The 24,350-nt window shown below is 69.4% G+C and carries 24 protein-coding genes; 7 read left to right on the forward strand and 17 right to left on the reverse strand.

Features of this window, described 5'->3' with window-relative positions; translation table 11 throughout:
• Positions 1-57 precede the first annotated feature (57 nt).
• Complete coding sequence (locus IEY69_RS12475) at positions 58-672, reverse strand: DedA family protein (RefSeq protein WP_189073479.1); 615 nt, start codon at positions 670-672, stop codon at positions 58-60.
• A gap of 98 nt (positions 673-770) precedes the next feature.
• Here IEY69_RS12475 and IEY69_RS12480 point away from each other — a divergent pair, with 98 nt between their 5' ends.
• Positions 771-1,421 (forward strand): HAD-IA family hydrolase, encoded by a 651-nt coding sequence (locus IEY69_RS12480; protein WP_189073480.1) that lies wholly within the window; start codon positions 771-773, stop codon positions 1,419-1,421.
• A 584-nt stretch (positions 1,422-2,005) separates the two neighbouring features.
• Here the strand turns inward: IEY69_RS12480 and IEY69_RS12485 are convergent.
• Positions 2,006-3,409, reverse strand: coding sequence for an RtcB family protein (locus IEY69_RS12485; RefSeq protein ID WP_189073481.1), 1,404 nt, complete (start codon positions 3,407-3,409; stop codon positions 2,006-2,008).
• Between the two features lie 255 nt (positions 3,410-3,664).
• Complete coding sequence (locus IEY69_RS12490) at positions 3,665-3,931, reverse strand: hypothetical protein (RefSeq protein ID WP_189073482.1); 267 nt, start codon at positions 3,929-3,931, stop codon at positions 3,665-3,667.
• Positions 3,932-4,065: 134 nt separating this feature from the next.
• Here IEY69_RS12490 and IEY69_RS12495 point away from each other — a divergent pair, with 134 nt between their 5' ends.
• A complete protein-coding gene (locus IEY69_RS12495; RefSeq protein WP_189073483.1) occupies positions 4,066-4,245 on the forward strand; it encodes a hypothetical protein in 180 nt (59 codons plus the stop codon).
• 81 nt (positions 4,246-4,326) lie between these two features.
• Here IEY69_RS12495 and IEY69_RS12500 read toward each other — a convergent pair whose 3' ends face one another.
• The 11 genes from IEY69_RS12500 to IEY69_RS12550 form a co-directional block, all read right to left on the reverse strand.
• Positions 4,327-4,911, reverse strand: a complete 585-nt coding sequence (locus IEY69_RS12500; RefSeq protein ID WP_229783925.1) for a hypothetical protein — start codon at positions 4,909-4,911, stop codon at positions 4,327-4,329.
• On the reverse strand, positions 4,908-5,798 hold the full coding sequence (locus IEY69_RS12505) for a CapA family protein (RefSeq protein ID WP_189073484.1): 891 nt from the start codon (positions 5,796-5,798) through the stop codon (positions 4,908-4,910). The genes IEY69_RS12500 and IEY69_RS12505 overlap by 4 nt, the downstream gene beginning before the upstream one ends.
• A complete protein-coding gene (locus IEY69_RS12510) occupies positions 5,795-7,819 on the reverse strand; it encodes a DUF3160 domain-containing protein (protein WP_189073485.1) in 2,025 nt (674 codons plus the stop codon). Before IEY69_RS12510 ends, IEY69_RS12505 begins: the two co-directional genes overlap by 4 nt.
• Before the next feature lie 32 nt (positions 7,820-7,851).
• Positions 7,852-9,321, reverse strand: coding sequence for a UDP-N-acetylmuramoyl-L-alanyl-D-glutamate--2,6-diaminopimelate ligase (locus tag IEY69_RS12515; RefSeq protein WP_189073486.1), 1,470 nt, complete (start codon positions 9,319-9,321; stop codon positions 7,852-7,854).
• A gap of 33 nt (positions 9,322-9,354) precedes the next feature.
• On the reverse strand, positions 9,355-9,981 hold the full coding sequence (locus tag IEY69_RS12520; protein ID WP_189073487.1) for a hypothetical protein: 627 nt from the start codon (positions 9,979-9,981) through the stop codon (positions 9,355-9,357).
• 68 nt (positions 9,982-10,049) lie between these two features.
• A complete protein-coding gene (locus IEY69_RS12525; protein WP_189073488.1) occupies positions 10,050-10,673 on the reverse strand; it encodes a deoxynucleoside kinase in 624 nt (207 codons plus the stop codon).
• Positions 10,673-11,284 carry a deoxynucleoside kinase gene (locus tag IEY69_RS12530; protein WP_189073569.1) on the reverse strand — a complete coding sequence of 204 codons (612 nt, stop codon included), beginning with the start codon at positions 11,282-11,284 and terminating at the stop codon, positions 10,673-10,675. The genes IEY69_RS12525 and IEY69_RS12530 overlap by 1 nt, the downstream gene beginning before the upstream one ends.
• Before the next feature lie 104 nt (positions 11,285-11,388).
• Positions 11,389-11,562 carry a type II toxin-antitoxin system antitoxin gene (locus IEY69_RS12535; protein ID WP_189073489.1) on the reverse strand — a complete coding sequence of 58 codons (174 nt, stop codon included), beginning with the start codon at positions 11,560-11,562 and terminating at the stop codon, positions 11,389-11,391.
• A 2-nt stretch (positions 11,563-11,564) separates the two neighbouring features.
• Positions 11,565-12,476 carry an SPFH domain-containing protein gene (locus IEY69_RS12540; RefSeq protein ID WP_189073490.1) on the reverse strand — a complete coding sequence of 304 codons (912 nt, stop codon included), beginning with the start codon at positions 12,474-12,476 and terminating at the stop codon, positions 11,565-11,567.
• 168 nt (positions 12,477-12,644) lie between these two features.
• Positions 12,645-13,745 (reverse strand): S1C family serine protease, encoded by a 1,101-nt coding sequence (locus IEY69_RS12545; RefSeq protein ID WP_189073491.1) that lies wholly within the window; start codon positions 13,743-13,745, stop codon positions 12,645-12,647.
• Positions 13,742-13,936, reverse strand: a complete 195-nt coding sequence (locus IEY69_RS12550; RefSeq protein ID WP_189073492.1) for an FmdB family zinc ribbon protein — start codon at positions 13,934-13,936, stop codon at positions 13,742-13,744. Before IEY69_RS12550 ends, IEY69_RS12545 begins: the two co-directional genes overlap by 4 nt.
• A gap of 498 nt (positions 13,937-14,434) precedes the next feature.
• Between IEY69_RS12550 and glmS the strand changes: the two genes are divergently transcribed.
• On the forward strand, positions 14,435-16,255 hold the full coding sequence (gene glmS, locus IEY69_RS12555) for a glutamine--fructose-6-phosphate transaminase (isomerizing) (protein ID WP_189073493.1): 1,821 nt from the start codon (positions 14,435-14,437) through the stop codon (positions 16,253-16,255).
• A 56-nt stretch (positions 16,256-16,311) separates the two neighbouring features.
• Here the strand turns inward: glmS and IEY69_RS21765 are convergent, their stop codons facing one another.
• Positions 16,312-17,925: a C1 family peptidase gene (locus tag IEY69_RS21765; RefSeq protein WP_229783927.1), complete on the reverse strand. Its 1,614-nt coding sequence runs from the start codon at positions 17,923-17,925 to the stop codon at positions 16,312-16,314.
• Positions 17,926-18,231: 306 nt separating this feature from the next.
• Here IEY69_RS21765 and IEY69_RS12565 point away from each other — a divergent pair, with 306 nt between their 5' ends.
• From IEY69_RS12565 to IEY69_RS12580, 4 genes are all read left to right on the forward strand, one after another.
• The gene (locus tag IEY69_RS12565; RefSeq protein ID WP_189073494.1) at positions 18,232-19,260 is read left to right on the forward strand and encodes a LacI family DNA-binding transcriptional regulator; all 1,029 of its coding nucleotides are present in this window, start codon (positions 18,232-18,234) and stop codon (positions 19,258-19,260) included.
• Positions 19,261-19,296: 36 nt separating this feature from the next.
• Positions 19,297-20,304, forward strand: coding sequence for a sugar ABC transporter substrate-binding protein (locus IEY69_RS12570; RefSeq protein WP_189073495.1), 1,008 nt, complete (start codon positions 19,297-19,299; stop codon positions 20,302-20,304).
• A 241-nt stretch (positions 20,305-20,545) separates the two neighbouring features.
• Positions 20,546-21,526 carry an ABC transporter permease gene (locus tag IEY69_RS12575; protein WP_229783929.1) on the forward strand — a complete coding sequence of 327 codons (981 nt, stop codon included), beginning with the start codon at positions 20,546-20,548 and terminating at the stop codon, positions 21,524-21,526.
• Positions 21,523-22,353 carry an ATP-binding cassette domain-containing protein gene (locus tag IEY69_RS12580; RefSeq protein WP_189073496.1) on the forward strand — a complete coding sequence of 277 codons (831 nt, stop codon included), beginning with the start codon at positions 21,523-21,525 and terminating at the stop codon, positions 22,351-22,353. Before IEY69_RS12575 ends, IEY69_RS12580 begins: the two co-directional genes overlap by 4 nt.
• A gap of 65 nt (positions 22,354-22,418) precedes the next feature.
• On the opposite strand, the gene IEY69_RS12585 is transcribed toward IEY69_RS12580, so the two are convergent.
• Entirely contained in the window at positions 22,419-22,922 is a 504-nt protein-coding gene (locus IEY69_RS12585; protein WP_189073497.1) for a hypothetical protein, read from the reverse strand.
• A gap of 120 nt (positions 22,923-23,042) precedes the next feature.
• Positions 23,043-24,302, reverse strand: coding sequence for a 2-oxoglutarate dehydrogenase complex dihydrolipoyllysine-residue succinyltransferase (odhB, locus tag IEY69_RS12590; protein ID WP_189073498.1), 1,260 nt, complete (start codon positions 24,300-24,302; stop codon positions 23,043-23,045).
• Between the last annotated feature and the right edge of the window lie 48 nt (positions 24,303-24,350).

Consider the following 24,350-nt stretch of genomic DNA (forward strand, 5'->3'; position numbering starts at 1 on the left):
GAGACATAAAGAGGGGCGACCTGCACATGCGGTCGCCCCTCTTTCCGCTGCCCGTGATCAAGCCTCGGCGTGCTCCTGCTCGCGCTTGCGGCGCAGGAACCACGCTGCCGCCGCCACCACCAGCACCCCCAGAATGATCTTGCTCGCCGGACCCACGTACTCCTCAACCCGGTCGTAATGCTCACCCAGCAGGAACCCCGCCCCCGCCAGCACCGACGCCCACAACGCCGACCCGATCGCGCTGAACAGCAGGAACTTCGGCATCGGCATCTCACTCATCCCCGCCGGCAGACTCAGCAGCGACCGGATCCCCGGCACCATCCGCCCGAACAGCACCGCCTTCGACCCATGCCGGTCAAACCAGTCGTCGGCCTTCTTGATGTCCTTGCCGCTCAGCGTCAACCACTTCCCGTGCTTATCTGCCCACGCCACCAGACGGTCCTCACCGAACGCCCGCCCCACGTAATACAGCGGCAACGTCCCGATCACACTCCCCAGCGTCCCCATCAGAATCACCAGCACCAGATTCAGATCCCCACGCGACGCCGCGAACCCCGCCGACGGCATGATCAACTCACTCGGAATCGGCGGAAACACGTTCTCCAGCACCATCAACAGCAGGATCCCCAGGTACCCCATGCTGTCCATCAAATTCTGAACCCACTCAGCCATACCCCCGAGCCTACAGGGCGTCACGCAGGGCAGGCGTCCACCCAAAGTGAAGCCCACTTCACGCACACGCCCTGACCCACCACCCCTACACTCGGCGCATGACCATCAAAGCCGTGATCTTCGACTTCGACGGCACCATCCTCGACACCGAAACCCCCGAATTCACCCACTGGCAGGCCCTCTACCGCCAACACGACCGCGAACTCCACCTCCACGACTGGCAACGTGGCATCGGCACCTGGGACGCCTTCGACCCCTGGCTCGGCCTCCCCGACCACATCCAACAGGACCGACACGCCACCCACGAACAACTCCGCGCCGATATCCACCACACCATCCAGAACAGCGACCTCCGCCCCGGCGTCCGACACGTCCTCGACGCCATCCGACCCGCCGGACTCCGCCTCGCCCTCGCCACCAGCAGCGACCGCGCCTGGGTCGCCCGCTGGCTCCACCAGCATGGTCTGTACGACCACTTCGAAACGCTTGCCACCCGCGACGACGTCACCCGCGTCAAACCCGACCCCGAGCTCTACACCCTCGCCACCCACCAACTCGGCCTCAAGCCTCACGAATGCCTCGCCGTCGAAGACAGCCTCAACGGCGCCACCGCCGCCGCTGCCGCCGGACTCCACGTCGTCGTCGTGCCCAACGACGTCACCCGCACACAAGCCTTCCTGCCCGAATGGGGACGCGTCGACGGGTACGACGGGGGGCTGGAATCACTGCTGGCGACCGTTCGGGGCTGATGCCTCTGGGGAGCCGTTGGAAGGGTTGCGCCTGGCGGCGGGCGTCCCCACCCCCCAGCCCCCTGCCCCCCTGGGGTAGGGGGCTGGGGGAGCTTACGTTGCACTGGGCAGGTATTTCTCTGAGGTGATCAGTGGGTATGGGGCGGGTTCGGCCACTGATGGGGTTGCAGACCTCCGGGTTCGCTGCGGGCGCCCCGCGCGCTGCGCGCACGACGGGCTCGTCTGCCACGACGATGGGGTAGCTCCACACCTTGCCGTGACTCGGAAGGTTCTACTTTTTGGGCTTCTGCCAAAGCGGTCTTTTGAAAGTCGATCAACGGATCGCTTCGTGTTGCCCTGCCAGCCACCGCAGACCACCACCGGCCGTCGTGCGCGCAGCGCGCGGGCCTTGCGGGGGGCGGCAGGATGGCGTCGAAGCCGGACCCGACACCGCCCACCACAAACACGCCGCATCAGGGAAAACTCTTGCCCAGTGCAACGTAAGCCCCCCCTGCCCCTCTGGGGTAGGGGGCTGGGGGGTGGGGCAGCCCGCCGCCAGGCGCAACCCATCCAACGCGACCTGCACACCGTGAGCAGCGGTCAGCTCAGATGTCCTCACTCCCGGTGTCCATGCGGACCACGCGTGGCTGGAAGCTGGCGATGACGTTCACGAGGTCGGTCTGGCGGGCGATGACGTCCTGGATGCGTTTGTAGGCTTGTGGGGCTTCGTCGATGCCGCCGCCGATGAGGGTGACGCCGCGCTGGGTGAGGTACGCCTGGACGTCTTTTTTGTTGAGGGTGTTGGCGGCGGCTTTGCGGCCGAGTTGGCGGCCTGCGCCGTGGCTGGCGCTGTGCAGGGCGGCGTCGTGGCCGAGGCCGCGGATGACGTAGCCGGGGTCGGCCATGCTGCCGGGGATGAGGCCGAGTTGGCCTTGGGTGGCGGGGGTGGCGCCTTTGCGGTGGACGATGAGGTCCTGGCCGTTGACGGTCTGTTTCCAGGCGAGGTTGTGGCTGTTGCTGACCTGCGCGAGGGGCGTGACGTTCAGGGCGCGGGCGAGGCGGGTGTGGATGAGGTGGTGGTTGGCGAGGGCGTAGCGTCCGGCGAGGTTCATGGCCTGCCAGTACGCCTGTCCGTCTTCGTGGTCGAGGGGGAGCCAAGCGAGTTTTTTCGCTTCGGGGGCGAGGGTTGGGTGGTGGCGTTCGGCGAGGGCGGTGAAGTGCCCGGCGACCTGCGCGCCGAAGCCGCGGCTGCCGCTGTGGGAGAGGACCGCGAGGTACTCGCCGGGGTCGAGGCCGAGGTCGGCGGTGGGGAGGGTGAGGGTGCCGAATTCGACGAAGTGGTTGCCGCTGCCGCTGGTGCCGATCTGCGTGGCGGCCTTGTCGAACAGGTGGCGCAGGATGGGCTGGTCCTGCCAGGTGCTTTCGTGGAGGACCTCGTGGTCCTGGCGGTCGCGTTTCTCGAAGGCGACGCCCGCGCCGAAGCGGGTGTGCTTCAGCAGGAGGGTGGTGGCCTCGTCGGTGCGCAGTGCATCCGGCTGGATGGGGAGGATGGAGAGCATCATGGAGCAGCCGATGTCCACGCCGACGCCGTAGGGAATGACGGCGTTCTCGGTGGCGAGGACCCCGCCGATGGGGAGGCCGTAACCGACGTGCGCGTCGGGCATGAGGGCTCCGGCGCGGCTGATGGGGAGGCGCATGGCGACGTCCATCTGGCGGTGCGCGCCGGGGTCGATCAGGTCCGCACCCCAGGTGGGGTAGGGGAGGGGCTGGGCGCGCAGTTCGCTGCCCTTGCGGGCGTCGACGGTGGCCTGCTGCGCAAGGAGCTCGGCGGCGAGCGGAGCGTACACGCCGCCCGCGGCGTACGCGGCGGGGTTCTGCTGCACGGCGCGCAGTTCGTTCAGGATGTCGTCGCGGGTCAGTCCGGCGGTTTCGCGCTGGGTGGCGGCGGTCTGGGCGAGGGCGATGGCTTTCTTTTCCAGGCCGAGTTTCACGAGGTGTTTGCCGTTCATGGGTTTCTCTCTTTCAGGTGGGCGCGGAGGCGACGGCGCTTCCGGTGGTGGGGCCTCGGGTGGTGGGTGTCCGGTCGCCGGGATCGCCGTCCGGGGCGTCGGGCGTACTGGGTGTGGCTGTACCGGATGGGGCTGTGCTGGGTGTACCTGCGGGCATGGTCGCCTCCTTTCCCTGAATCGGGTCTGGGTGAGTGTGCCGCGTGGGTGGGGCAGCGGGCATCCGCATGGTGGCGGATGGGCGGCGTAGGCCAGTGCCTACTCCGGCAGCTCGTCCAGTGGCGTGGGGTCGAAGCGGACCCGGTCGGGGATCAGCCGCCCGTTCTGCGCGCGGTACGTCAGGACGAGGCGGCCCGTGAACGCCCAGGCGCGTTGCACCTCGACCAGCGCGGTCAACTGGCCGCCCTGCACGGTCCAGTGGACCTGATCGCCGACGCGGGTCGCCTCGCCGGGGGGGACGCCGGGCAGCGGGGGGAGTTTCACGCTGCGGCCGCTCAGGGTCAGGCTGTGGGTGCCCAGGCGCACCTGCTGCCGCAGGTAGGGGACGGGCGGCGTGACCGGCCACGCCGGTCCCCTCGTCAGTCATCAGGGTCACGAGGACCTCGGGTCGGGCGTCGCCGGTCAGGTCCGTGACGCTCAGGCCGGGCCAGAAGGTGGGGTTGCTGATCGTGCGCCATGCGGGGAACGTGCGGGTGGTGCCCCCGGCGGTGACGCGCAGCCCGGTCAGCCAGCCCTGGCGGGCGGGGGCGATGATCTGCACGGTCACGGCAGGTCCCTCGTGCCGCGCGACGGTCGCCCCGGCGGGGATGCCGCCCGTGGGCGTGGGCACAGGCACCTGACCGGCCAGTGCGGTGGTCAGGTGCAGGGCGGCGAGCAGCGGCAGCAGGCGGCGCATGCCCCATCATGCCGCCCCGGGCGGGTCACCGCACCGCGGGGCGCCCCTGCGTGTCGGGGTGCACCTCGCGGGCGAGGGTGGGGGCGCGGCGGTCCAGACGGAAGCCGAACCCCGTCCAGTGCCACAGGCTCAGCGCGCGGGCGGGCGCGCCGGGCGCGCTGTAGGTGGTTTCCAGCGTGGCGAGCGTCCCGTCGGGCAGCACGGTCAGCGCCGCGACCGGCTGGAACAGCGCGCTGCCCACCCAGACCTCCCGGTACCGGCCGCCACCCAGGGGCCGCAGCACGGCCACGTGGCTGCTGAGGCCGCGCGCGTCGCGGTTTCCCTGGATGGGCGTGGGGCGCGCGGCCCAGCGGGCGGTGCGCCAGTCCCGCCAGGGTCGCCACACGGCCAGCACGCATTCGGGGGTGCCGTCGCCGGTCACGTCGGCCAGGACGCCGGTTCGCACCTCCCAGTCCGTGGGGAGGGTCAGGGCCGGGCAGGGCGGCGCGGGCTGCACGGCCGCGCCGCCCTGCCAGTCGCCCGCCGGGGTGAGGCTGCGCCACGGCAGACTGCCGCCGCCCGCGAGCGCGCCGCCCAGCAGCAGAGGGAGGAGCAGGGAGGCGCGCCTCACCGGGCCTCCGGGCAGGCGGGGAGTCCCAGGCGCGTCAGGGCCTGTGTCCGCTGGGGACCGCTGGCGGGCGTCACGCGGCCCGCGCGGGTGCGGGTGGGGGCGGCGCAGGCGCGCGTCACGTCCGGCAGCGGCACGCGCACCACCGCGCCCACCTGCGCGGACGGGAACGGCTGGTCGAACAGCAGGTTCCCCAGGCTGTACAGCACCAGCGCGGGCCCGCGCGGGCCGGGCAGCACCTCGTGTCCCTGGAGGACGTGCGGGCCGCTCCCGGCGATCACGGTCGCCCCGGCGGCCACCAGCGCGCGGGCCTGGGTGCGCTGCCGGGTGGTGGTCAGGCCGTACTCCTCGCCCCAGTGGGCCAGGACGATCACGGCGTCCGCCTGCCGCGCCGCCGCCCGCACGGTCGCTAGGGGGAGGGGGGCCGCGCCGTCGTCCAGCCAGGCCAGGAACGCGATCCGCTGCCCCCGCACCACGCGGATGGTCGGGACAGCGGTGACGGGGGTCTGCCCGGCGCGGCGCAGCGTGCCCTGCGACTGCTCCTGCCCGGGCGGCCCGGCGTCCCGGCTGTGGTTGTTCACCACGCCCAGGTGCGTGAGGGGCCACAGCGCGGCGGCGGCGCGGGGTGGAGCGCGCAGGTCGAGGCCCGACGTGACGCGGGGTGCGTCGGTCAGGGGGGATTCCAGGTTCGCGGTGGCCAGATCGGCGCGCAGCAGCGGCGCGACGGATCTCAGCGTGGCGGGCCAGTCGGCGGCATTCGCCTGCGCCACGCCGCGCGCGAGGCTCAGGTCACCGCCCAGCGCCAGCGTGACCACGCCTGACGCGGGGGCCTCCCGCCCGCCCGACGTGAGCAGCAGCCCCGCCAGCAGGGCGCAGTGAAAACGCTTCACTTCACGAGCACGCCGTCCAGCCAGGGGTGCGTGGGCGGCACCCTGCCCTGCCGGAGCTGCGCGCGCCACGCCTCGTCGGTCAGGCGGCCCGAGGCGGGCACCGTGAACTCGTACTGCGAGTACACGCCGCCCCGCGCGACCTGCAGCCCGCCGCGACCGTCGGGCACGACGGCGTACAGCTCGTGGATGAAGCCGGTGCCTTCCTCCAGCACCTCGTCCCCGCCGGTGGCGACGTCCGCGACGACGGCGGCTATGGCGTCCTCATCGAACTCGCTGGCGTTCTCGCCGTCCTCGGGGTCGGCGCTGGCCATCTTCATCTCCTCCAGCCACCCGCCGAAGTAGTGGATGCGGTCGTACTCGTCGCGGGTCAGCGGGGTGCCCGCCAGTTGCTTGGCGGTCGCGGTGTTCAGGAAGGCCAGCATGCCCCGCAGCGAGTCGAGGTTGGAGGCGGTGCGTTCCGAGAGTATCCCCTGGTCTTTCAGCACGCGCCGCGTCAGGGCCTCCAGAGTCTGGAGGCGCGCCCAGAGGGCCGGGTTGGGTTCCACGTACCCGCGCGGTGTTTCCGGGGGTTCCCCAGCGCCCATCTCGGCCATGGTCTGCTTGGCGTACAGGATCGTGTCGTGCCGCAGTTCCGTCCACGAGCCCAGCGCGGTCAGCATCTCCTTGCGCGTCCAGGCGGGCGTGCGCATGAACGCCGGGTACCGCGCGTCGCGCGGGTCGGGTTTCGCGAGGGCCTGCAGGGCGTACAGCCAGCCGGAATACACGTTCGCGGTCCAGTCGGTGGGTTTCAGCGCGGCGAAGTTCGCGCGGAGTTTCGCCATGTTCGCCTCGTAGTTCGCGTACTTCGCCTGCCCGCTGCGGCGCAGTTCGTTCAGCGCGGCGTCGCTGCCCAGCACGGCCAGCAGGTCCAGTCCGCGCGGCAGCAGGCGCGGCTGGTCGTCCGTGCCGACCTCGCGGTACACGAGGCGCTGGAAGGCCGCGCCGTCCAGCGTGAAGCGCTGCCCCATCAGCCGGAAGCCCAGCGTCTGCGCGTCGCGCACCTCGCGGCCCTCGCCGGGTTTGGCGACGACCACGGCGCTGTTCACCTGCGGGGGCGGCAGTTTCCGCAACTCGGCCTGGAAGGCGGCCAGGACGGCCGGGTCCGCCAGTCGGCGCACCTGCCCGCCGGCCGCCGCTTTCAGGGCCTGCGCGTACTGCCGGTAGTTCAGGTCGTCGCTGCGGCCCACGAGCAGCGCGGTCGGGTCGTACACGCGCGCCCAGAGTTTCTGCGCCTCGGCGTTCGCGCCCATCAGCGACGTCAGCAGTCCGGCCACGCGCGTCTCGCTGGCCTTGTCCACGCGCAGGTTCATGCGGCCCAGCCACATCATCGTGCGGAAGTAGCGTTTCAGCGCCTCGCTCTTCGTGTAGTGCCCACGCGGGATGTACTGCGAGTAGTCCTCCCGCATCTGCGTGCCGCTGAAGATGGCCGAGGGCGCGATGCCCTGATGCGCGCCGATCAGCTGCAGTTCCGCTGCCACCAGGGCGGCGACCTCGGCGGGCGGGGTCACGGCCGGGTCCGCGAGTTTCTGCGCGACCGCCAGGTATGCCAGCGTCAGCCGCGCGTCCGCCTCCAGCGGCGTGCCTTTCAGGGCGGCCAGCTGCCGCCGCGAGTCGGCCACGAGCAGCGTGGTGAGGCGGCGCGCGGCGGGCGCCAGGGATTCGCGTTCCAGGTCGCGCAGCAGCTTGTCGAAGATCAGGTGGTACACGTGCAGCGTCGCGTCGGACGTGACGAACACCGGCTGGTTCGCGTAGCGGGTGTTCTCGTACGCGGCGTCGAACTGCCGCCACTGGGCGGGCGTGATCACGAAGCCGCTCCGGGACAGCGCCGATCTCTGTGCGGCGTTCAGCGGGTCCAGGCCCAGGTCAGCGCTGCCGGTCACCAGCGGTGATCTGGGCAGGTTCACGGGCAGCGTGTACGGCGTGGGGGCGGCCAGCGCGCTGCCCAGCAGGGCCGCGGTCAGCAGGAGCAGATGTGGGCGCATGCTGCCGTGATACCACGCCGCTGCACGCCCGGTCAGCTCAGGTGCAGGGCGTCCAGCGCCTCCTGCGTCTCGTTCCAGGGGATGGTCTCGTGGGCGCGTTCCAGCGTGTCCTCGGGACCCTTCCCGGCCAGCAGGACCGTGTCGCCGGGCTGCGCCAGCGTCATGGCGGCGCGGATCGCGTCGCGGCGGTCGGGAATGGCCTGGAAGTTGGTGCGCCCGGCCTCCTGCGCGCCGCGTTCCATCTCGCGCAGGATGTCAGCAAGCGGGGTGTCGCGGCAGTCCTCCTCGGTGAAGATCGCGTGGTCCGCGAGTCGGGTGGCGACCTCGCCCAGCGGGGCGCGCTTGCCAGGGTCGCGCGGGCCGCCGGCCGAGCCGAGCACGACGATCAGGCGGCCGGTGGTGGTGGTCCGCAGGGTGCCCAGGGCTTTTTCGAGGCTGGGGGGCGTGTGCGCGAAGTCCACGATCACGCGCCGCCCGCGCGCATCGGGCACGAGTTCCATGCGGCCCGGCACGCCCCGGAACGACGCGAGGCCCGCCACCAGCGCCTCCCAGCCCGCGCCGAGGTGCGCGGCGGCGGCCAGGGCGGCCAGGGCATTGGCGACGTTGAAGCGTCCGATCATGGGGAGGTGCGCGTCGAACTCGCCCAGCGGGCTGAGGACGTGGAAGTGCAGGCCGGTGCTGCGTTCCTCGATGTCGGTGGCGCGCCAGTCGGCGTGCTGGCCCTCGGCGGAGTACGTGGTCTCGGCGGGGGCGACGCCGCGCAGCTGCGCGGTCCAGGGGTCGTCCACGTTCAGCACGGCGAACGGCGCGGCCTCGACCAGTCGGCGTTTGTCCGCGAAGTAGTTTTCCAGCGTCCCGTGGAAGTCCAGGTGTTCGCTGCTCAGGTGCGTCCAGACGGCCACGTCCCACGCGACGCTCCGCACGCGCTCCAGCGCGAGGGCGTGACTGCTGGCCTCCAGCACCGCCGCGTCCGCGCCCGCCGCGACCATGTCGGCCAGGGTGGCCTGCACCTGCGGGGCCTCCGGCGTCGTGAAGTGTGCCGGGAAGTGCCGCAGCGCGCCGTCCGGCAGTTCGTACCCGACGGTGCTCAGCAGGCCGGTGCGCAGCCCGGCGGCGCGCAGCAGGTGCCGGGCCAGCCAGCTGGTCGTGGTCTTGCCGTCGGTGCCGGTCACGCCCACGATCCGCAGCTGACGGCTGGGATGCCCGGCGAGTCCGGCGGCGGCGTCTGCCAGCGCGGCGCGGGCGCTCGGGACGCGCAGGTACGGCAGGGGGCTGGTCACGCCGTCCGGGAGGCCCTCGCCGATCACGGCCACCGCGCCCGCCTGCGCCACCCGGTCGATGAAGCTGTGCCCGTCGAAACGTGCCCCACGGATCGCCACGAACGCCGAACCCGGCTGGACCCAGTCGGCGTTGTGCGTGACGCCCGTCACCTCCGGGTTCAGGTCCGGCCCCACGGGCGTCAGGTGGGCGTGCAGGTGGTCGGCCAGCTCGGCAAGGCGCATGCCGGGATCATAGCGGCCCCCCGCGTGTGACCCTCAGCGCCGGCGGGTGTACAGGCCGCCGAAGGTCACGTTCAGGCCGCCGCATGCGCCGTTGTCCGCCGCTACCAGCCATGGCCCGACCGGCCACAGGTTCACCTCGCAGCCGTCCTGACGGTACTGCCACGGGCCGCCCTGACGGGTCAGCGTACCGGCGATCTGGCCGCTGCTCACGCTGCCGCCCGGCGTGGGGACCGTGGCGTTCCCGGTGACCTTCCAGGCGCTGGCGGTGCGGGTCAGGCTGAGCTCGGCGCGCGGCGCGGCCCACCGGCCACTCAGGGCGGGACTGGTGGGCAGGTTCTGCGCCAGCATGGTGTTCAGGTGCCCGCCCACCCTGGTGGGCACGCCGTCCTTCACGGGGTAGCTGCAGCGTCGGCCGTTCAGGGCGGGTCCCTGGAGCAGCAGGTCGTCCTTGGCCACGGACGCCCGGCCGGGCCTGCCGCTGGCGTCGGTGAACACGGCGCGGTTCACGGTGACGCGCGCGGCGCGCAGCTCGCTGGGGTTCAGGGTCATCCAGTCGGGGCAGCCCATCAGCGGGTCGGGTGTCGTCTGCGCGTGGGCGCCGTTCAGGGCGGGCAGGCTCAGGAGGGTCAGGGTGACGAGGGAACGCAGGGGAAGGGGCATGCGGGCAGGCTAGCGGTGAGCCGGGCCGCTCGCTGCCTCATCTGACCGTGCACGCAGCTGGGCGCGCTTCAGCGCAGCAGGGGCAGGCCGTACCCGTTGGCCTGCACGCGCTGGCACACCCACTCGAAGGCCTGCGGGTCCGCCACGAAGTCCAGCTGGTCGCCGGGGACGCGCACGACCGGGCACGCGTCGAAGCCCGACACCCAGCTGTCGTACAGGCGGTTCAGGCCGCCCAGGTACGCCTCGGGAATGTCCTGCTCGTAGGCGCGGCCGCGCTGCGCGATGCGCCGCTTCAGGGTGGGGAGACTGGCGTCAATGTGGATCAGCAGGTCCGGGACGCGCAGGGCGGGCAGCACGCCCTCGTACAGGCTGCGGTACGTGGCCCAGTCGCGCTCCTCCATCTGCCCGCTCTCGTAGAGGTTCCGCGCGAAGATGTTGGCGTCCTCGAACACCGTGCGGTCCTGGATGACGTAGCGCGCGCCGGTTACGAGGTTCAGGTGCTGCTCCAGCCGCCGCGACAGGAAGTACACCTGCGAGTGGAAGGAGTAGCGGCGCATGTCGCCGTAGAAGTCCTCCAGGTACGGGTTGTCCGCGTAGGGTTCGTACACGGGGCGCAGGCCGTAGCGCCCGGCGAGCATGCGGGTCAGGGTGCTCTTGCCGCTGCCGATGTTCCCGGAGATCGCGAGGTACATCAGTCCGCGGCCTGTCCGGCGCGCACGGCGTGATCGACCTGCGCCAGGATCTGCTGCTCGTGCTCGGGATTGTTCACGAAGTCGATCCCGGCGGCGTCGATGATCAGGTGCGGGTGCTCGTACGTGCGGAAGTACTCGTCGTACCGCCCCGTGAGGTTGGCGAGGTACTCGGCCTGCATGTCCTGCTCGAAGGGGCGGCCGCGCAGCGCGATGCGGCGCAGCAGTTCGTCGGTGTCGGCCCGCAGGTACACCACGAGGTCCGGGGTGGGCAGGCGCGGGGACAGGTGCGAGTACAGGTCCTCGTACAGCGCGAACTCCGCGTCGCGCAGGTTCATGGACGCGAAGATGAAGTCCTTGTCGAACAGGTAGTCGCTGACGACCGAGTCGCGGTACAGACCCGGCTGCCACAGCGCCGAGAGCTGCTTGAAGCGCGACAGCAGGAAGAACGCCTGCACCTGGAAGGAGTACGCGTCGGGCTGCTCGTAGAACTTCGCCAGGAATGGGTTCTCCTCGACGATCTCCAGGTTCAGTTCGGCGTTGTGGCGCGCGGCGAGCCGCCGGGCGAGGCTTGTTTTTCCGACCCCGATGGGCCCTTCGACGACGACGTACATGGCAGTTGGCAGCATAGCGCCCCCCGCGAGTCTCAAGGGTGGATGAACGCCTTGACACGCGCGGGGGGACCGGGGGGAGGGAGGGGTGACGGGACCTCGATCCTCTATTCCCCGTCTTCTTTCTTCTTGTCTTTCAGGCGGCCGGCATCGCGTGTGGCGCGGTTCAGGAGGTACTCGATCTGGGCGTTCACGCTGCGCAGGTCGTCTGCCGCCCAGCGTTCCAGCGCGGCGTACAGCTCCGGGCTGATGCGCAGGGGGAAGTTCTTGCGCGGCGGCATGGTCAGTACAGGCTACCGGCGTTCACGACCGGCTGCGTGCCGCGCTCGCTGGTCAGGACGACGAGCAGGTTGCTGACCATCTGCGCCTTGCGTTCCTCGTCGAGGTGCACGATGTCCTGATCGCTGAGTTCCTTCAGGGCCATCTGCACCATGCCCACGGCGCCCTGCACGATCTGCGCGCGTGCGGCGATGATGGCGCTGGCCTGCTGGCGCTGCAGCATCGCTCCGGCGATCTCGGGGGAGTACGCGAGGTGGGACAGCCGGGCTTCCAGCACTTCGACGCCGGCGTGGCGCAGGCGGGTGGCGAGTTCACGGCCCAGCGCCTCGGCGATCTCGTCGGCGTTGCCGCGCAGGCTCATGCCGGTGTCGCTGTACTCGTCGTAGGGGTACTGGCTGGCGAGGTGCCGCAGCGCCGTCTCGGCCTGAATGGCGACGAACGCGTTGTAGTCCTCGACGTCGAACACGGCCCGGGCGGTGTCCACGACCCGCCAGACGATCACGGCGGCAATCTCGATGGGGTTGCCGGCCAGGTCGTTGACTTTCAGGCGTTCACTGTTGAAGTTGCGGATGCGCAGGCTGACGCTCTTGCGGACCGTCAGGGGGTTGGTCCAGTACAGGCCGTTGCGGCGTTCCGTGCCTACGTAGCGGCCGAACAGGGTGAGGTTGGTCGCCTGGTTGGGCTGCACGATGAAAAAGCCGATCAGGGTGAAGGTCAGCAGTCCCAGGGCCAGGACGGCGACCGGGAAGATCTGCGCGATGAGCAGCGTGACGGTGCCGAGCGCGGCGAGCAGCCACACCAGGAAGACCGGGACGCCGGGCAGGCCGAAGGCGGCGCGTTCGACGCTGGCGACACCGCTGCGGGTCGAGACGCCGCCGTGGGGGGTGGGGGTGGGAGCCTGTTGCAGTTCGTTCATGATGGAACCTCCGGGCGATCTCGAATGACTATCAAAGTGATATCACTTTAGACCCGAGTCCACCAGCGGGAGTGGCCCGCGAGCGCGGACGCCTCCCGGGTGGTTCAAACGGTGATGGTTGATGGAGGCGCGTACCTTCCATCAACCATCACCGCTCGCCCATCACCTCTACTGCAGGGTGCGTTTGGGCAGCGTGACCTTCACCTGCACGCGCTTCTTGTTGCGCCACACGTCGAGTGTCACGGTCTGCCCGGTGCGTTTGGTGGCCACCAGACGGATCACGTCGAACGCGTCGCGCACGCCCTGGCCGTCCACCGCCACGATGATGTCGCCCAGCGGCGCGAGCAGCTGGTCCTTGCTGTTGCGCAGGCTGCCGCGCAGGCCCGCGCGCGCAGCCGCGCTGCCCGCCGCGACCTGATCCACCAGCGCGCCCTGATTGCTGCTCAGGCCCGCCAGCTGCCGCAGCGCCGGGTCCAGGCTGTCCAGGTCCACCAGCGTCGCGCCCAGCGTGCCGCGCTGCGGCACACCGATCTTCTCCAGGTCGTCCAGGCTCTGCTTGACCAGGTCAGCCGGAATGGCAATGCCGATCGTGCCCGGCACCAGCGAGTTCGGCGCGGCGTTCAGATCCGCGACACCCACCACCAGCCCGCGCGAGTCCAGCACGGGTCCGCCGCTGTTGCCCTGCTGGATGCTAGCGGTCGTGGTGATGTACTGACTGATCTCCGAGCCGAGTTGATCGGTGCGGGGCACGTCGCGGGCGCTGGCGGTCACGCTGAACACCCCGCTGCCCACGAAGTTCTGAATGCGGAACGGCGTGCCCAGCGTCATCAGCTTCTGCCCTGGAATAAGCCGGGCGCTGGAGCCGAAGTTCAGCGTGGCGGGGGCCGTGACGCCGCTGACGCGCAGGATCGCGATGTCAATGCCGGGGTCGACGCCCTCCAGACGGGCGGTGACGCGGCGGCCGTTGTACAGCGTGACCGTGATGGATTCCTGGAACTGCACCACGTGGTAGTTCGTGACGATCAGGTCCTTCTTGTAGAAGAACCCGGTGCCGGTCTCGATGGGGTCGTCGCCGGGTTGCAGCTGCTCGCGCTGCAGCCGGGTGTCCACGCGCACAACGGCCTGCAGAGCCTTCTGCGTGACCTGGACGGTGTTGATCTCGTCGGGGGTCACCAGGGTGCGCTGCGCGGTGACGCGGCCGGTCAGGTACGCGCCGCCGAGGCCTGTGCACAGCAGCAGTGTGAGGCCCAGCGTGCGCGGCAGGGTCACTCGTCGCCGCCGCTCTTGCGGGTGTCGTTCACGTAGAAACCGCTGCCCTTGAACGCAATGCCGGGCCGGGCCAGGACGCGTTTGACCGGCACGCCGGTGTCGGGGTGAGCGGTGTAGGGTTCGTCGCGCATGCTCTGCTGCAACTCGTAGATTTCGCCGGTGTCCAGGTTCTTGTACAGGTAGGTGGGCATGGATCTCAACCTCGCGTGACACGCCCCGCGTGTGCGGTTCTGGGCGCGCGGCTCATCCTAGCAACTGTCACCAGCGACAGATGTAAGGTCGCTGAAGCGTTTCCTTCAGCGTTGCCCCCCGCCGGTCCGGGCGGCGGGCCGGGGAGTGGCGTACTCACGTGAGGCCTCGGGGGGGTGCTATGCTGCCCGGGTGGACCGACTTGGTGTCCGGTTCACACCAAACAGGGCAGCGCAAGGCCCCACCCGCGCGGTGGGGAGACGAGGTGGAAGTGAGCGAGTTTCTGCGGATGCTTCCAGGCCAGCATGCACGGCCTACCCGACGCCCGGCGGTTCCAGCACGGAATCCAGGGCGTGAATCCCGGCCATAACCCCCGTGGCGACACGGACATAAAGCCAGGAACCATGCACCCACATCACAGACACCAGCGAGGACGCGGTTCAGGACGCCGCGGGACCATCACCGTCCCGCGCCCCTGCCGCGCCCTTCAAAGGAGCACCATGTGCGGCATCGTTGGATACATCGGCCCCCGGCAGGCGCAAGGCGTCCTCATCTCCGGCCTCTCGAAACTGGAGTACCGCGGCTACGACAGCGCAGGCATCGCCGTTCATGACGGCGTGCAGATCGAGGTGAAGAAGAAGGCCGGGAAACTCGAGAACCTCAGCACGCTGCTGGAGGGCCAGCCCATGAGCGGCTCGCTGGGCATCGGGCACACCCGCTGGGCCACGCACGGCCTGCCGAACGACACGAACGCGCACCCGCACGCCACCGAGGACGGCCGCATCGTGATCATCCACAACGGCATCATCGAGAACTACCTGCCCCTGAAAGAAGGCCTCATGAGCCGCGGGCACGAGTTCAAAAGCGAGACCGACAGCGAGGTCCTCGCCCACCTGATCGAGGAAGCCTACGCGGGCAACCTGGAAGAGGCCGTCCGTGCGGCACTCGCGCAGGTGCGCGGAGCGTACGGCATCGTCGTCACGCACATCGACCACCGCGAGATCGTCGCCGCCCGCACCGTCAGCCCCCTCGTGATGGGCGTCGGCGAGGGCGAGATGTTCCTCGCCAGTGACGTGCCCGCCCTGCTGGCCTACACCCGCAACATGGTGTTCCTGCACGACGGCGACATGGTCGTCCTGAACGACGACGGCTTCCGCGTCATGGACCTTCAGGGCAACCCCCAGGAACGCACCATCGAGCACATCGAATGGGACGCCGAGGCCGCCGAGAAGGGCGGGTACGACACGTACATGCTCAAGGAGATCTACGAGCAGCCCCAGGCCCTCACGAACACCCTGATCGGCCGCCTGCACGACGAGACCGGCGAGGTGAACCTCGACATCAACCTCGACCCCGGCAGCTTCAAGCGCATCAGCATCATCGCGTGCGGCACCGCCTACTACGCCGGACTGGTCGGCGAGTACCTCATCGAGCAGCTCGCCCGCATTCCCGTGGAAGTGGACGTCGCCAGCGAATACCGTTACCGCGACCCCCTCGTCAGCGAGAACACCCTGGCCATCGTCGTGTCCCAGAGCGGTGAGACCATCGACACCCTGGAAGCGCTGCGTGAGGCGAAGAAGTTCGGCGCGAAGACCCTCGGCGTGATCAATGCCAAGGGCAGCTCCATGACCCGCGAACTGGACGACACGCTGTACATCCACGCCGGACCCGAGATCGGCGTCGCCAGCACCAAGGCCTACACGAGCATGGTCAGCGCGTTCCTGATGCTGGCCCTGTGGCTCGGCCGCGCGCGCGGGACCCTCAGCGCCGAGCAGGGCGCGGAACTCCTCAAGGCCGCCCGTGAACTGCCCCGCCTCGTCGAGGACGCATTGAGTCCCGAACGCGTGGCGCGCATCAAGGAAGTCGCGGAGAAGTACGCCATGGCCCGCGACTACCTGTTCCTCGGGCGCGGCGTGAACAGCCCCACCGCTTACGAGGGCGCGCTGAAACTCAAGGAGATCAGCTACATCCACGCCGAAGCGTACGCCGCCGGTGAGATGAAACACGGCCCCATCGCCCTGATCGACGAGAAACTGCCGGTCGCCGTGATCGCCACCGAGAGCCGCCTGCTGGAAAAGACCATCAGCAACGTGCAGGAAGTCCGCGCCCGCGCCGGGAAGGTCATCCTGTTCCTGTCGGACGGCGACACCGAGAACGCCCGCCACGGCGACGACGTCATCTACGTCCCCCGCGCCCACGAGATGGTCAGCCCCGTCGTGAACGCCGTCGCCATGCAGCTCCTGGCGTACTTCACCGCCACCGCGCTGGGCAAGGACGTGGACAAACCCCGCAACCTCGCCAAGAGCGTCACCGTCGAGTAAAGACGCAGAGGAGGGGGCCGCAGCGTGACTGGCTGCGGCCCCTTTCCTTTGTTCGTTCAGAATCCGGACATGTCGCTGGCGACGGCGTTCGAGGGGAGGTTGTACACGCCGTACACTTCCTTGTCCATGAAGCTGTCGGGCAGGTAGGCGTAGCCGCCGTCGCCGAAGCCGCAACTCCAGGAGTTCTTGATCACGAAGTACCCGGTGGGCAGGGTCAGTTTGACGTTCACGAGCCCGGCGACTTTCGCGTCGTACGTCTGCGTGCCGGTGTTGATGTACCCGACGACGTGCACGGCGTGACCGCCGCGGTAGTTCTTGCCGACGCGGTTCATGTCGGGCAGGCCGTTCGCGCCGATGGCGTCGAAGGCGCCGTCCACGTTGAAGCCCAGGATCAGCTGGTCGCCCCGGTCGATCATCTGGCGCAGCAGGGCGCGGCGGTAGGCGCGGGCGGCGTCGCCGTTGCCGAAGGGGTTGCTGGCCAGGGCCACCCAGACTTCGTTGCCTTTGGTGGCGCGGAAGTTGAAGGCGGCGTTCGGGGCGATGTCCCATTCGGGTTTCCACGCGCAGTTGTTCGTGCCGCTCTGGCAGACCAGCTGGGCCTGCGCGGTGGTGTCGCTGCACGCCTGCTTGTCGTAGTTGGTGCAGGAGCTCTTGAATTCCGTGATGGGTTTGTTCTCGTCGGCGGGAATGCGGACGCGACTCCAGGAGGGGTTGTACTTCCAGCGGACTTCGGTGGGAATCATGCGTTGCTTGGCGATGATGTCGTCGTAGTCGCCCCAGCCGATGCCGTCGCCGAGGATGCCGTCGTCGCTGCGCATCCAGTAGTAGGCGTACTGTTCGGAGAGGTTGTAGGGGACCTTACTGCGGCGGGCGATCAGGGTTTCCAGGGCGGAGACGTACGCGAAGGCGCCGCAGGTGCCGCGCGCACCCTGGTTTTTGATGGTGGTGATCTGGTCGATGCGGTTGCCGCGGATCTGGCCGAACAGGGCGCTGGTGGGCGTGAAGCGGCACGCGCCGTCGGGTGAGGTGGCCGTGAAGCCCTCGCCGAGTTCGTCCTGCGGCTGGGAGGGTTTGGGGGGCGTGGGGGTGCTGGTGACGTTCAGGAGGGGCGCGGTGATCCTGACGTTCGGGGCGACGTTCAGGGTGCGCACGGATTCCGGCGCGAGGAATTCGCGCGGCACGGGATTCTGTTCGCTGAGGCCGAAGGATTGCAGGATGGCGGCGCGGTTGGCGGGGGCGCTGGCTTCGGCCTGAGCGACGTTCTGGGCGACGGTGTCCTGGCCGTACAGCAGCACGGGTTTGAGTTCCCCGGTGCGGAGTTTCACGGTGGCGGGTACGGTCAGGCCGCGGGGGAGGGCGAGGGTGGAGCGGGCGATGTCGGCCCGCAGGTCGCTGGCGCCCTGGAAGCCCTGAACGAGTCTGAGGCTGCGGTTGATGTCGGCGTCGCGGGCCTGGAGGCGCGCGGGCAGGTCCTGCAGGTTCAGTTGCAGGGCGTTGGGGCTCTGCAGGACCTGCTGGAACTGGGCCTGCGGGACGCGCAGGACGTTCAGGTTCAGGTTCGAGACCTGAAGGGGTTGCAGTTGCAGGTTCTGGAAGTTGAGGGTGTTCTGGGCGGCGGCGGTGGTCAGGGTGGCGAGCAGGGCGGTGCTGATCAGGGTGCGTGCGTTCATGGTGGACCTCCGGTTGGGGTGAGGAGATTGAACCGCGTGGGGCGTTTCAGGACCGTTGCAGGGTGTTGGGCATGGCGGCGTGGCGGATCGGCCGGGTGTGATCCGCGGGGTGTGTGGGGTGAGGCTCGTTTTGAACCGGGTTGAACGTGCGGGTGAGGGGTGAGGCGGGGGATTGACAGCCCGGTCACGTGAGCGCACACTGAAGCCATCTCAATGTAATCGTTTGCAATTTGATTTCCTCGTCTGGGAAATCGGAACAACCTCACATAGCCCACCTGTTCTGTCAGGGAGGTGTAATCGATTTCAATGGCCAGTATTCAGGATGTCGCCCAGCTCGCTCAGGTCAGTACCGCCACCGCCTCCCGCGCCCTGTCCCGCCCGGACATGGTTGCCAGCACCACCCGTGACCGCGTCCTGACCGCCGCACGCGAACTCGGCTACCAGCCCAACGTCATCGCCCGCAGCCTCCGCCAGGGCGAGACCCGCACCATCGGCGTGATCGTCACCGACATCCTCAACCCCTTCCACGCGCAGCTCGCCAAGGGCATCCAGGACGCCGCCGACCGCCACGGCTACACCGCCTTCCTGTTCAACAGCGACGAGGACCCCACCAAGGAACGCCGCGCCCTCGACACCCTGCGCGGCCACCTGCCCCAGGGCCTGATCATCGTCCCCACCAGCGGCGCCCGCGAGAACCTCCAGGCGCTGAGCGGCGTGCCCACCGTCGAACTCGACCGCGTGACCGGCAACCCGGACGTCACCACCGTCACCGCCGACAACGCCACCGGCGCGCTCGCCGCCACCCGCCACCTCATCAGCCTGGGGCATACCCGCATCGGTATGATCGTGGGCCAGCAGGACATCAGCACCGCCACCCTGCGTCACGACGCATACCGCTCCGCGCTGGAAGGAGCCGGGCTGCCCTACGACCCGGCCCTGGTGCTGCCCGGCAACCACCGCGAGGACGACGGCCACCGCGCCGCGCTGCGCCTCCTGACCCTCCCCGAGGACCGCCGCCCCACCGCGCTGTTCATCGGCAACAACGAGATGACCGTCGGCGCCGTCCTCGCCGCCCGCGCCCTGAACCTCAGCATCCCGGGCGACCTCAGCATCATCGGCTTCGACGACAGCCGCTGGGCCCAGACCATGAACCCCCCCCTGACGGTCGTCGCGCAACCCACCTACGACCTCGGCACCCAGGCCGCCGAGCAACTGATCCGCCAGCTCCGCCACCCCCGCGACGGACCCCCCCTGCATATCCAGCTGTCCACCACCCTGATCGTCCGGCACTCCACCAGCGCCCCCCACCCGACCGCCCCCGTCTACACCCACTGACCCCCGGCCCCCACGGCCACCCCCGGAGGAACCACCATGCGCAAAATCATCGCCACCGCCGCCCTGACCACCCTCGCCGCCAGCCTCACCCTGGGTGTCGTGCACGCCCAGAGCAGCGCCCAGCCCATCATCGGCCTGATCACCAAGACCGAAACCAACCCCTTCTTCGTGAAGATGAAAGAAGGCGCGCAGAAGGAAGCCACCCGCCTGGGCGCCAAACTCCTGACCGCCGCCGGGAAGGCCGACGGGGACAACGCCGGGCAGGTCGCCGCCATCGAGAACATGGTCGCCGCCGGCGCCAAGACCATCCTGATCACCCCCAGCGACTCCAAGGCCATCGTGCCCGCCATCGCCAAGGCCCGCGCGCAGGGCGTCATGGTCATCGCGCTGGACAGCCCCACCGAACCCGCCAGCGCCGTCGACGCGCTGTTCGCCACCAACAACTACCAGGCAGGCATCCTGATCGGCCAGTGGGCCAAGAAAGCCATGGGCAACAAGAAAGCCGTGATCGCCACCCTGGACCTGTTCCCCGGCCACCCGGTCGGCATCGCGCGCCACAACGGCTTCCTGGCGGGCTTCGGCATCAAGGGCATCACCGCCAGCACGACCGCCCTCGTGAACACCAGCGTCGCCTGCGCGCAGGACTCCTTCGGTGACCAGACCAAGGGCCAGACCGCCATGGAGAACTGCCTCCAGAAGAACCCCGACATCAACATCGTGTACACCATCAACGAACCGGCCGCCGCCGGGGCGTACCAGGCGCTGAAGGCCGCCGGGAAGGAAAAGAGCGTCCTGATCGTGTCCGTCGACGGCGGCTGCGCGGGCGTCCGCAACGTCGAGGGCGGCGTGATCGGCGCGACCAGCCAGCAGTACCCCCTGAAGATGGCCAGCATGGGCGTCGCAGCGGGCGTGAACTACGCCAAGACCGGCAAGAAGGTCAGCGGCTACACCGACACCGGCGTCACCCTGATCACCAACAAGGCCATGGGCGGCGTGAAGAGCCAGAACGGCAAGTTCGGCCTCGCCAACTGCTGGGGCCAGTAAGCCTCCGGTAGCCGGAGTGATCCGGCCACCCGAGCAGAGCGAGAAGGAGTGAACAGGGTTCCGGGCGTGGAACTGGCTGGCCGGTGCCGTGCCGGTCAGCCAGCGGAACAGACGGAACCCCACCCCAGGCCCTGACCGGCGCGGCTGCCTGGCCCCGCCCCCGACCCTCACCTTCAAGTCGCCACGGCCCGCGCCCCCCTGAGCCGCGCGCCGTGGCGAACTTCATTGACCGGGGAGACCCATGAGCATGACGCAACCCACCACCACACCCGAGCGGCGCTTCCAGGTGCCGAACCTCAGCACCCTGGGGCCACTGATCGCCCTGCTGATCGCCTGCCTGTTCTTCACGTTCCAGTCCGACCGGTTCCTGACGCTGGGCACATTCAGCCTGATCCTGCAGCAGGCGTCGTTCGTGGGCGTGATCGCCATCGCGCAGACGCTGATCGTCCTGACCGCCGGCATCGACCTGAGCTGCGGGATGATCATGGCATTGAGTAGCATGGTGATCGGCAAGCTGGCCGTCGAGCAGGGCGTGCCCGTCCCGCTGGCGATCCTGGCGGGCTTCGCGGTCGGCGCGTTCGTCGGCTGGCTGAACGGCCTGCTCATCACGAAATGGAAACTGCCGCCGTTCATCGTGACGCTCGGCATGTACTCCATCGTGTTCGCCGCCGTGAAGATCTACTCCAAGGCGACCAGCGTCCCCATGCCCGCCGACGGCCTGACGTTCCTCGCGCAGCGCTTCACGATCTTCGGCACGCCGTTCACGTACGGCAGCCTGCTGATGGTCGCGCTGTTCGTCCTGACGTGGCTCTTTCTCAACTACACCGCGCCCGGACGGCACATCTACGCGCTGGGCAACAACCCGGAAGCGGTGCGCCTGAGCGGCATCAACACCAGCCGCCTGCTGCTGAGCGTGTACACCTTCGCCGGGATGCTGTACGGCGTGGCGGCCCTGCTGCTGCTGGAACGCATCGGCGGCGCGTCCCCCGAGGCGGGCACCACCGAGAACCTCGAGAGCATCACCGCCGTCGTGATCGGCGGCACCAGCCTCTTCGGCGGGCGCGGCAACGTCCTGGGCACCCTGGTCGGCGTGCTGATCGTCGGCGTGTTCCGCTCGGGCCTGACGTTCATGGGCCTGGACAGCGTGTACCAGAACCTCATCACCGGCATCCTGATCATCCTGGCGGTCGCCACCGACCAGTTCTCCCGGAGGAAAGCATGACCGCCGCCACCCACCTGCCCGTCACCCCCGGACCGCAGACCGCCCGGCCACTGGTCATGGAAGCGCGCGGACTCGTCAAGCGCTACGGGCACGTCACCGCCATCGGCGGCGCGGACTTCGAACTGCGTCCCGGCGAGATCATGGCCGTCATCGGCGACAACGGCGCGGGCAAGAGCAGCCTCATCAAGGCGCTGTCAGGCGCGCTCATCCCCGACGAGGGCGAGATCCTCCTGGACGGGCAGCCCGTGCACTTCCGCACGCCCAGCGACGCCCGCCGCGCCGGGATCGAGACCGTGTACCAGGACCTCGCCGTCGCCCCGGCCATGACCATCGCGGAGAACCTCTTCCTGGGCCGCGAACTGTACCGCGGCGGCGCGCTGGGCCGCGCCCTGAAACTCATCGACCGCCGCCGCATGCTCACTGAAGCCACCGAGCACATGCAGGGCCTGCAGTTCGCGATCAAGAGCATGAGCCAGCCGGTCGAGACGCTGTCCGGCGGTCAGCGGCAGGGCGTCGCCGTGGCCCGCGCCGCCGCGTTCGCGCAGCACGTCGTGATCATGGACGAACCCACCGCCGCGCTCGGCGTGCGCGAGGGCAACATGGTCCTCGACCTGATCCGCAAGGTCCGCGACCGCGGCCTGCCCGTCATCCTGATCAGCCACAACATGCCCCACGTGTTCGAGATCGCCGACCGCATCCACGTGCACCGCATGGGGAAGCGCGCCGCGCTGCTGAACCCGCAGAAGATCAGCATGGCCGACACCGTGTCCGTCATGACCGGCGCCATCCGGCCCGAGGACCTCAGCGCGGACGTCCTGGCGCACTAGGGTTGTCGGAACAGAGGAGAGGAGGCGGGTGGCTGTCGTGCCCCCGCCTCCTCTCGTTTGCTCCCTTACCGGCTGGGGGTCAGGGCGCGGCCCTGCGTGAGCCAGAGGTTCAGCGCGCACACCAGCAGCAGCGCCCCCAGCGGGAACGGCACGCCGCCCAGGTCCAGCTGGACGTTCACGCCGCGCGTGAAGCTGCCCAGGCGACCCCGCACCTCGCCCGCGTAGTGGCGCAGGGTCACGTCCAGGCCGTCCGTGAAGCTGCCGTAGCGGCCCGTCACCTGATCCGGCGTGAACTCCAGCCGCGCGTCCACGCCCTGCGTGAAGCCGCCCAGGCGGACCGTCATGACGCCCGCCGCGATGCCCGCCCGGACGTCATGCCCGCTCGTGACGCCCCCCACGCGGCCCACCAGTTCGCCGCCTTCGAGCCAAACGCGCACGTCGGTGCCGTCCGTGAAGCCCCCCACCCGCGCGGTGAGGCGTTCCCCGTCCCAGGTGGCGTGCAGGTCCACGCCGTCCGACACGCCACCGAACCGGCCCGTCAGGGCCTCCTGCTGAGCAAAACCCGTCATGCCGCCCAGCGTACCGGAACGTGACTGGCAGAAGCCTCACGGGGGGAGGCGTGAACAGGAAAAAGTTGATGGTCGATAGAGGGGGGGCCCCTTCCATCAACCATCAACTATCGACGCTGCTTACAGTTCCAGCAGCATCCGCGCCGGGTCTTCCAGCAAGTTCTTGATCATGACGAGGAACTGCACGGCTTCCTTCCCGTCGATGATGCGGTGGTCGTAGCTCAGGGCGATGTACATCATCGGGGCGATCACGACCTGCCCGTTCTGCGCGATCGGGCGCTCGATGATGTTGTGCATGCCCAGGATGGCGCTCTGGGGGGCGTTGATGATCGGGGTGCTCATCATGCTGCCGAAGGTGCCGCCGTTCGTGATGCTGAACGTGCCGCCGCTCATGTCCTCCAGCGTCAGCTTGCCCGCCTTGGCCTTCTGCGCGTACCCGCCGATGGCCTTCTCGATCCCGGCGAGGCTCATCTGGTCGGTGTCGCGCAGGACCGGCACGACCAGACCACGGTCGGAAGCCACCGCGATGCCGATGTCGTAGAAGCCGTGGTAGATGATGTCCTTGCCCTCGACGCTGGCGTTGATGACCGGGAAGGCCTTCAGCGCCTCGGTCGCGGCGCGCACGAACAGGCTCATGAAGCCCAGTTTCACGCCGTGCTTCGCCACGAACTGATCCTGGTACTTCTTGCGCAGGTCCATGGCGGGCTGCATGTTCACCTCGTTGAAGGTGGTCAGCAGTGCCGCGGTGTTCTGCACCTCCTTCAGGCGCTCGCTGATGCGCTGACGGATGCGGGTCATGGGCACGCGCTGCTCGGGACGCGCCCCGGCCGGGATCACGGCGGCAGGGGTCACGGCCTGCGCCGGAGCGGCCGTCTGGGCGGGCGCGGCCTGCTGGCCCACGGCACTCAGCGCGTCGGCTTTCGTGATGTTCCCCTTGGGGCCGGTCGCGGGAATCTGCGCGGGGTTCAGGCCGTTCTCCACGACCACCTTGCGCACGGCGGGGGAGAGGTCGTCGCGGCGCGTCGCCTCGTTGCCCAGCGCGGCGCTGTCGGGCTGCGTGGCGGTGCCCCCCGCCGTGGCCTCGTTCGCGATGGGACCGCTGACCGTCTCCTGCGTCGCGGCCGGGGTGGCGGCGGGCGCGCTGCCCGCGTCACCCACGACGCCCAGCACCTCCTCGCTGAGGACCGTGTCCCCCTCGTTCTTCGCGGTGCTGACCAGCACCCCGTCCTGCAGGGCGGTGACTTCCAGCACCACCTTGTCCGTCTCGATCTCGGCGAGGACCTCGCCGCGCTTCACGGCGTCGCCGGGTTTCTTATGCCATGCCAGCAGCGTACCCTCGCTCACCGACTCGGAAAAAACAGGAACTTTGATGTCCGCCATAACGCCCTCAGTTATACCCCCCCGGCGCTGTGACTGCGCCGGGGACGC

The organism is Deinococcus sedimenti, assembly GCF_014648135.1.
In the GTDB taxonomy this organism is placed as follows: Bacteria; Deinococcota; Deinococci; order Deinococcales; family Deinococcaceae; genus Deinococcus; species Deinococcus sedimenti.

Coding starts and splice junctions, on each gene's coding strand:
- IEY69_RS12485 (WP_189073481.1), bottom strand. CDS start 3,409: ATGAACGGCAAACACCTCGTGAAACTCGGCCTGGAAAAGAAAGCCATC.
- IEY69_RS12480 (WP_189073480.1), top strand. CDS start 771: ATGACCATCAAAGCCGTGATCTTCGACTTCGACGGCACCATCCTCGAC.
- IEY69_RS12520 (WP_189073487.1), bottom strand. CDS start 9,981: ATGCCCCTTCCCCTGCGTTCCCTCGTCACCCTGACCCTCCTGAGCCTG.
- IEY69_RS12530 (WP_189073569.1), bottom strand. CDS start 11,284: ATGTACGTCGTCGTCGAAGGGCCCATCGGGGTCGGAAAAACAAGCCTC.
- IEY69_RS12525 (WP_189073488.1), bottom strand. CDS start 10,673: ATGTACCTCGCGATCTCCGGGAACATCGGCAGCGGCAAGAGCACCCTG.
- IEY69_RS12475 (WP_189073479.1), bottom strand. CDS start 672: ATGGCTGAGTGGGTTCAGAATTTGATGGACAGCATGGGGTACCTGGGG.
- IEY69_RS12540 (WP_189073490.1), bottom strand. CDS start 12,476: ATGAACGAACTGCAACAGGCTCCCACCCCCACCCCCCACGGCGGCGTC.
- glmS (WP_189073493.1), top strand. CDS start 14,435: ATGTGCGGCATCGTTGGATACATCGGCCCCCGGCAGGCGCAAGGCGTC.
- IEY69_RS12510 (WP_189073485.1), bottom strand. CDS start 7,819: ATGCGCCCACATCTGCTCCTGCTGACCGCGGCCCTGCTGGGCAGCGCG.
- IEY69_RS12575 (WP_229783929.1), top strand. CDS start 20,546: ATGAGCATGACGCAACCCACCACCACACCCGAGCGGCGCTTCCAGGTG.
- odhB (WP_189073498.1), bottom strand. CDS start 24,302: ATGGCGGACATCAAAGTTCCTGTTTTTTCCGAGTCGGTGAGCGAGGGT.
- IEY69_RS12550 (WP_189073492.1), bottom strand. CDS start 13,936: ATGCCCACCTACCTGTACAAGAACCTGGACACCGGCGAAATCTACGAG.
- IEY69_RS12580 (WP_189073496.1), top strand. CDS start 21,523: ATGACCGCCGCCACCCACCTGCCCGTCACCCCCGGACCGCAGACCGCC.
- IEY69_RS21765 (WP_229783927.1), bottom strand. CDS start 17,925: ATGAACGCACGCACCCTGATCAGCACCGCCCTGCTCGCCACCCTGACC.
- IEY69_RS12570 (WP_189073495.1), top strand. CDS start 19,297: ATGCGCAAAATCATCGCCACCGCCGCCCTGACCACCCTCGCCGCCAGC.
- IEY69_RS12565 (WP_189073494.1), top strand. CDS start 18,232: ATGGCCAGTATTCAGGATGTCGCCCAGCTCGCTCAGGTCAGTACCGCC.
- IEY69_RS12585 (WP_189073497.1), bottom strand. CDS start 22,922: ATGACGGGTTTTGCTCAGCAGGAGGCCCTGACGGGCCGGTTCGGTGGC.
- IEY69_RS12515 (WP_189073486.1), bottom strand. CDS start 9,321: ATGCGCCTTGCCGAGCTGGCCGACCACCTGCACGCCCACCTGACGCCC.
- IEY69_RS12535 (WP_189073489.1), bottom strand. CDS start 11,562: ATGCCGCCGCGCAAGAACTTCCCCCTGCGCATCAGCCCGGAGCTGTAC.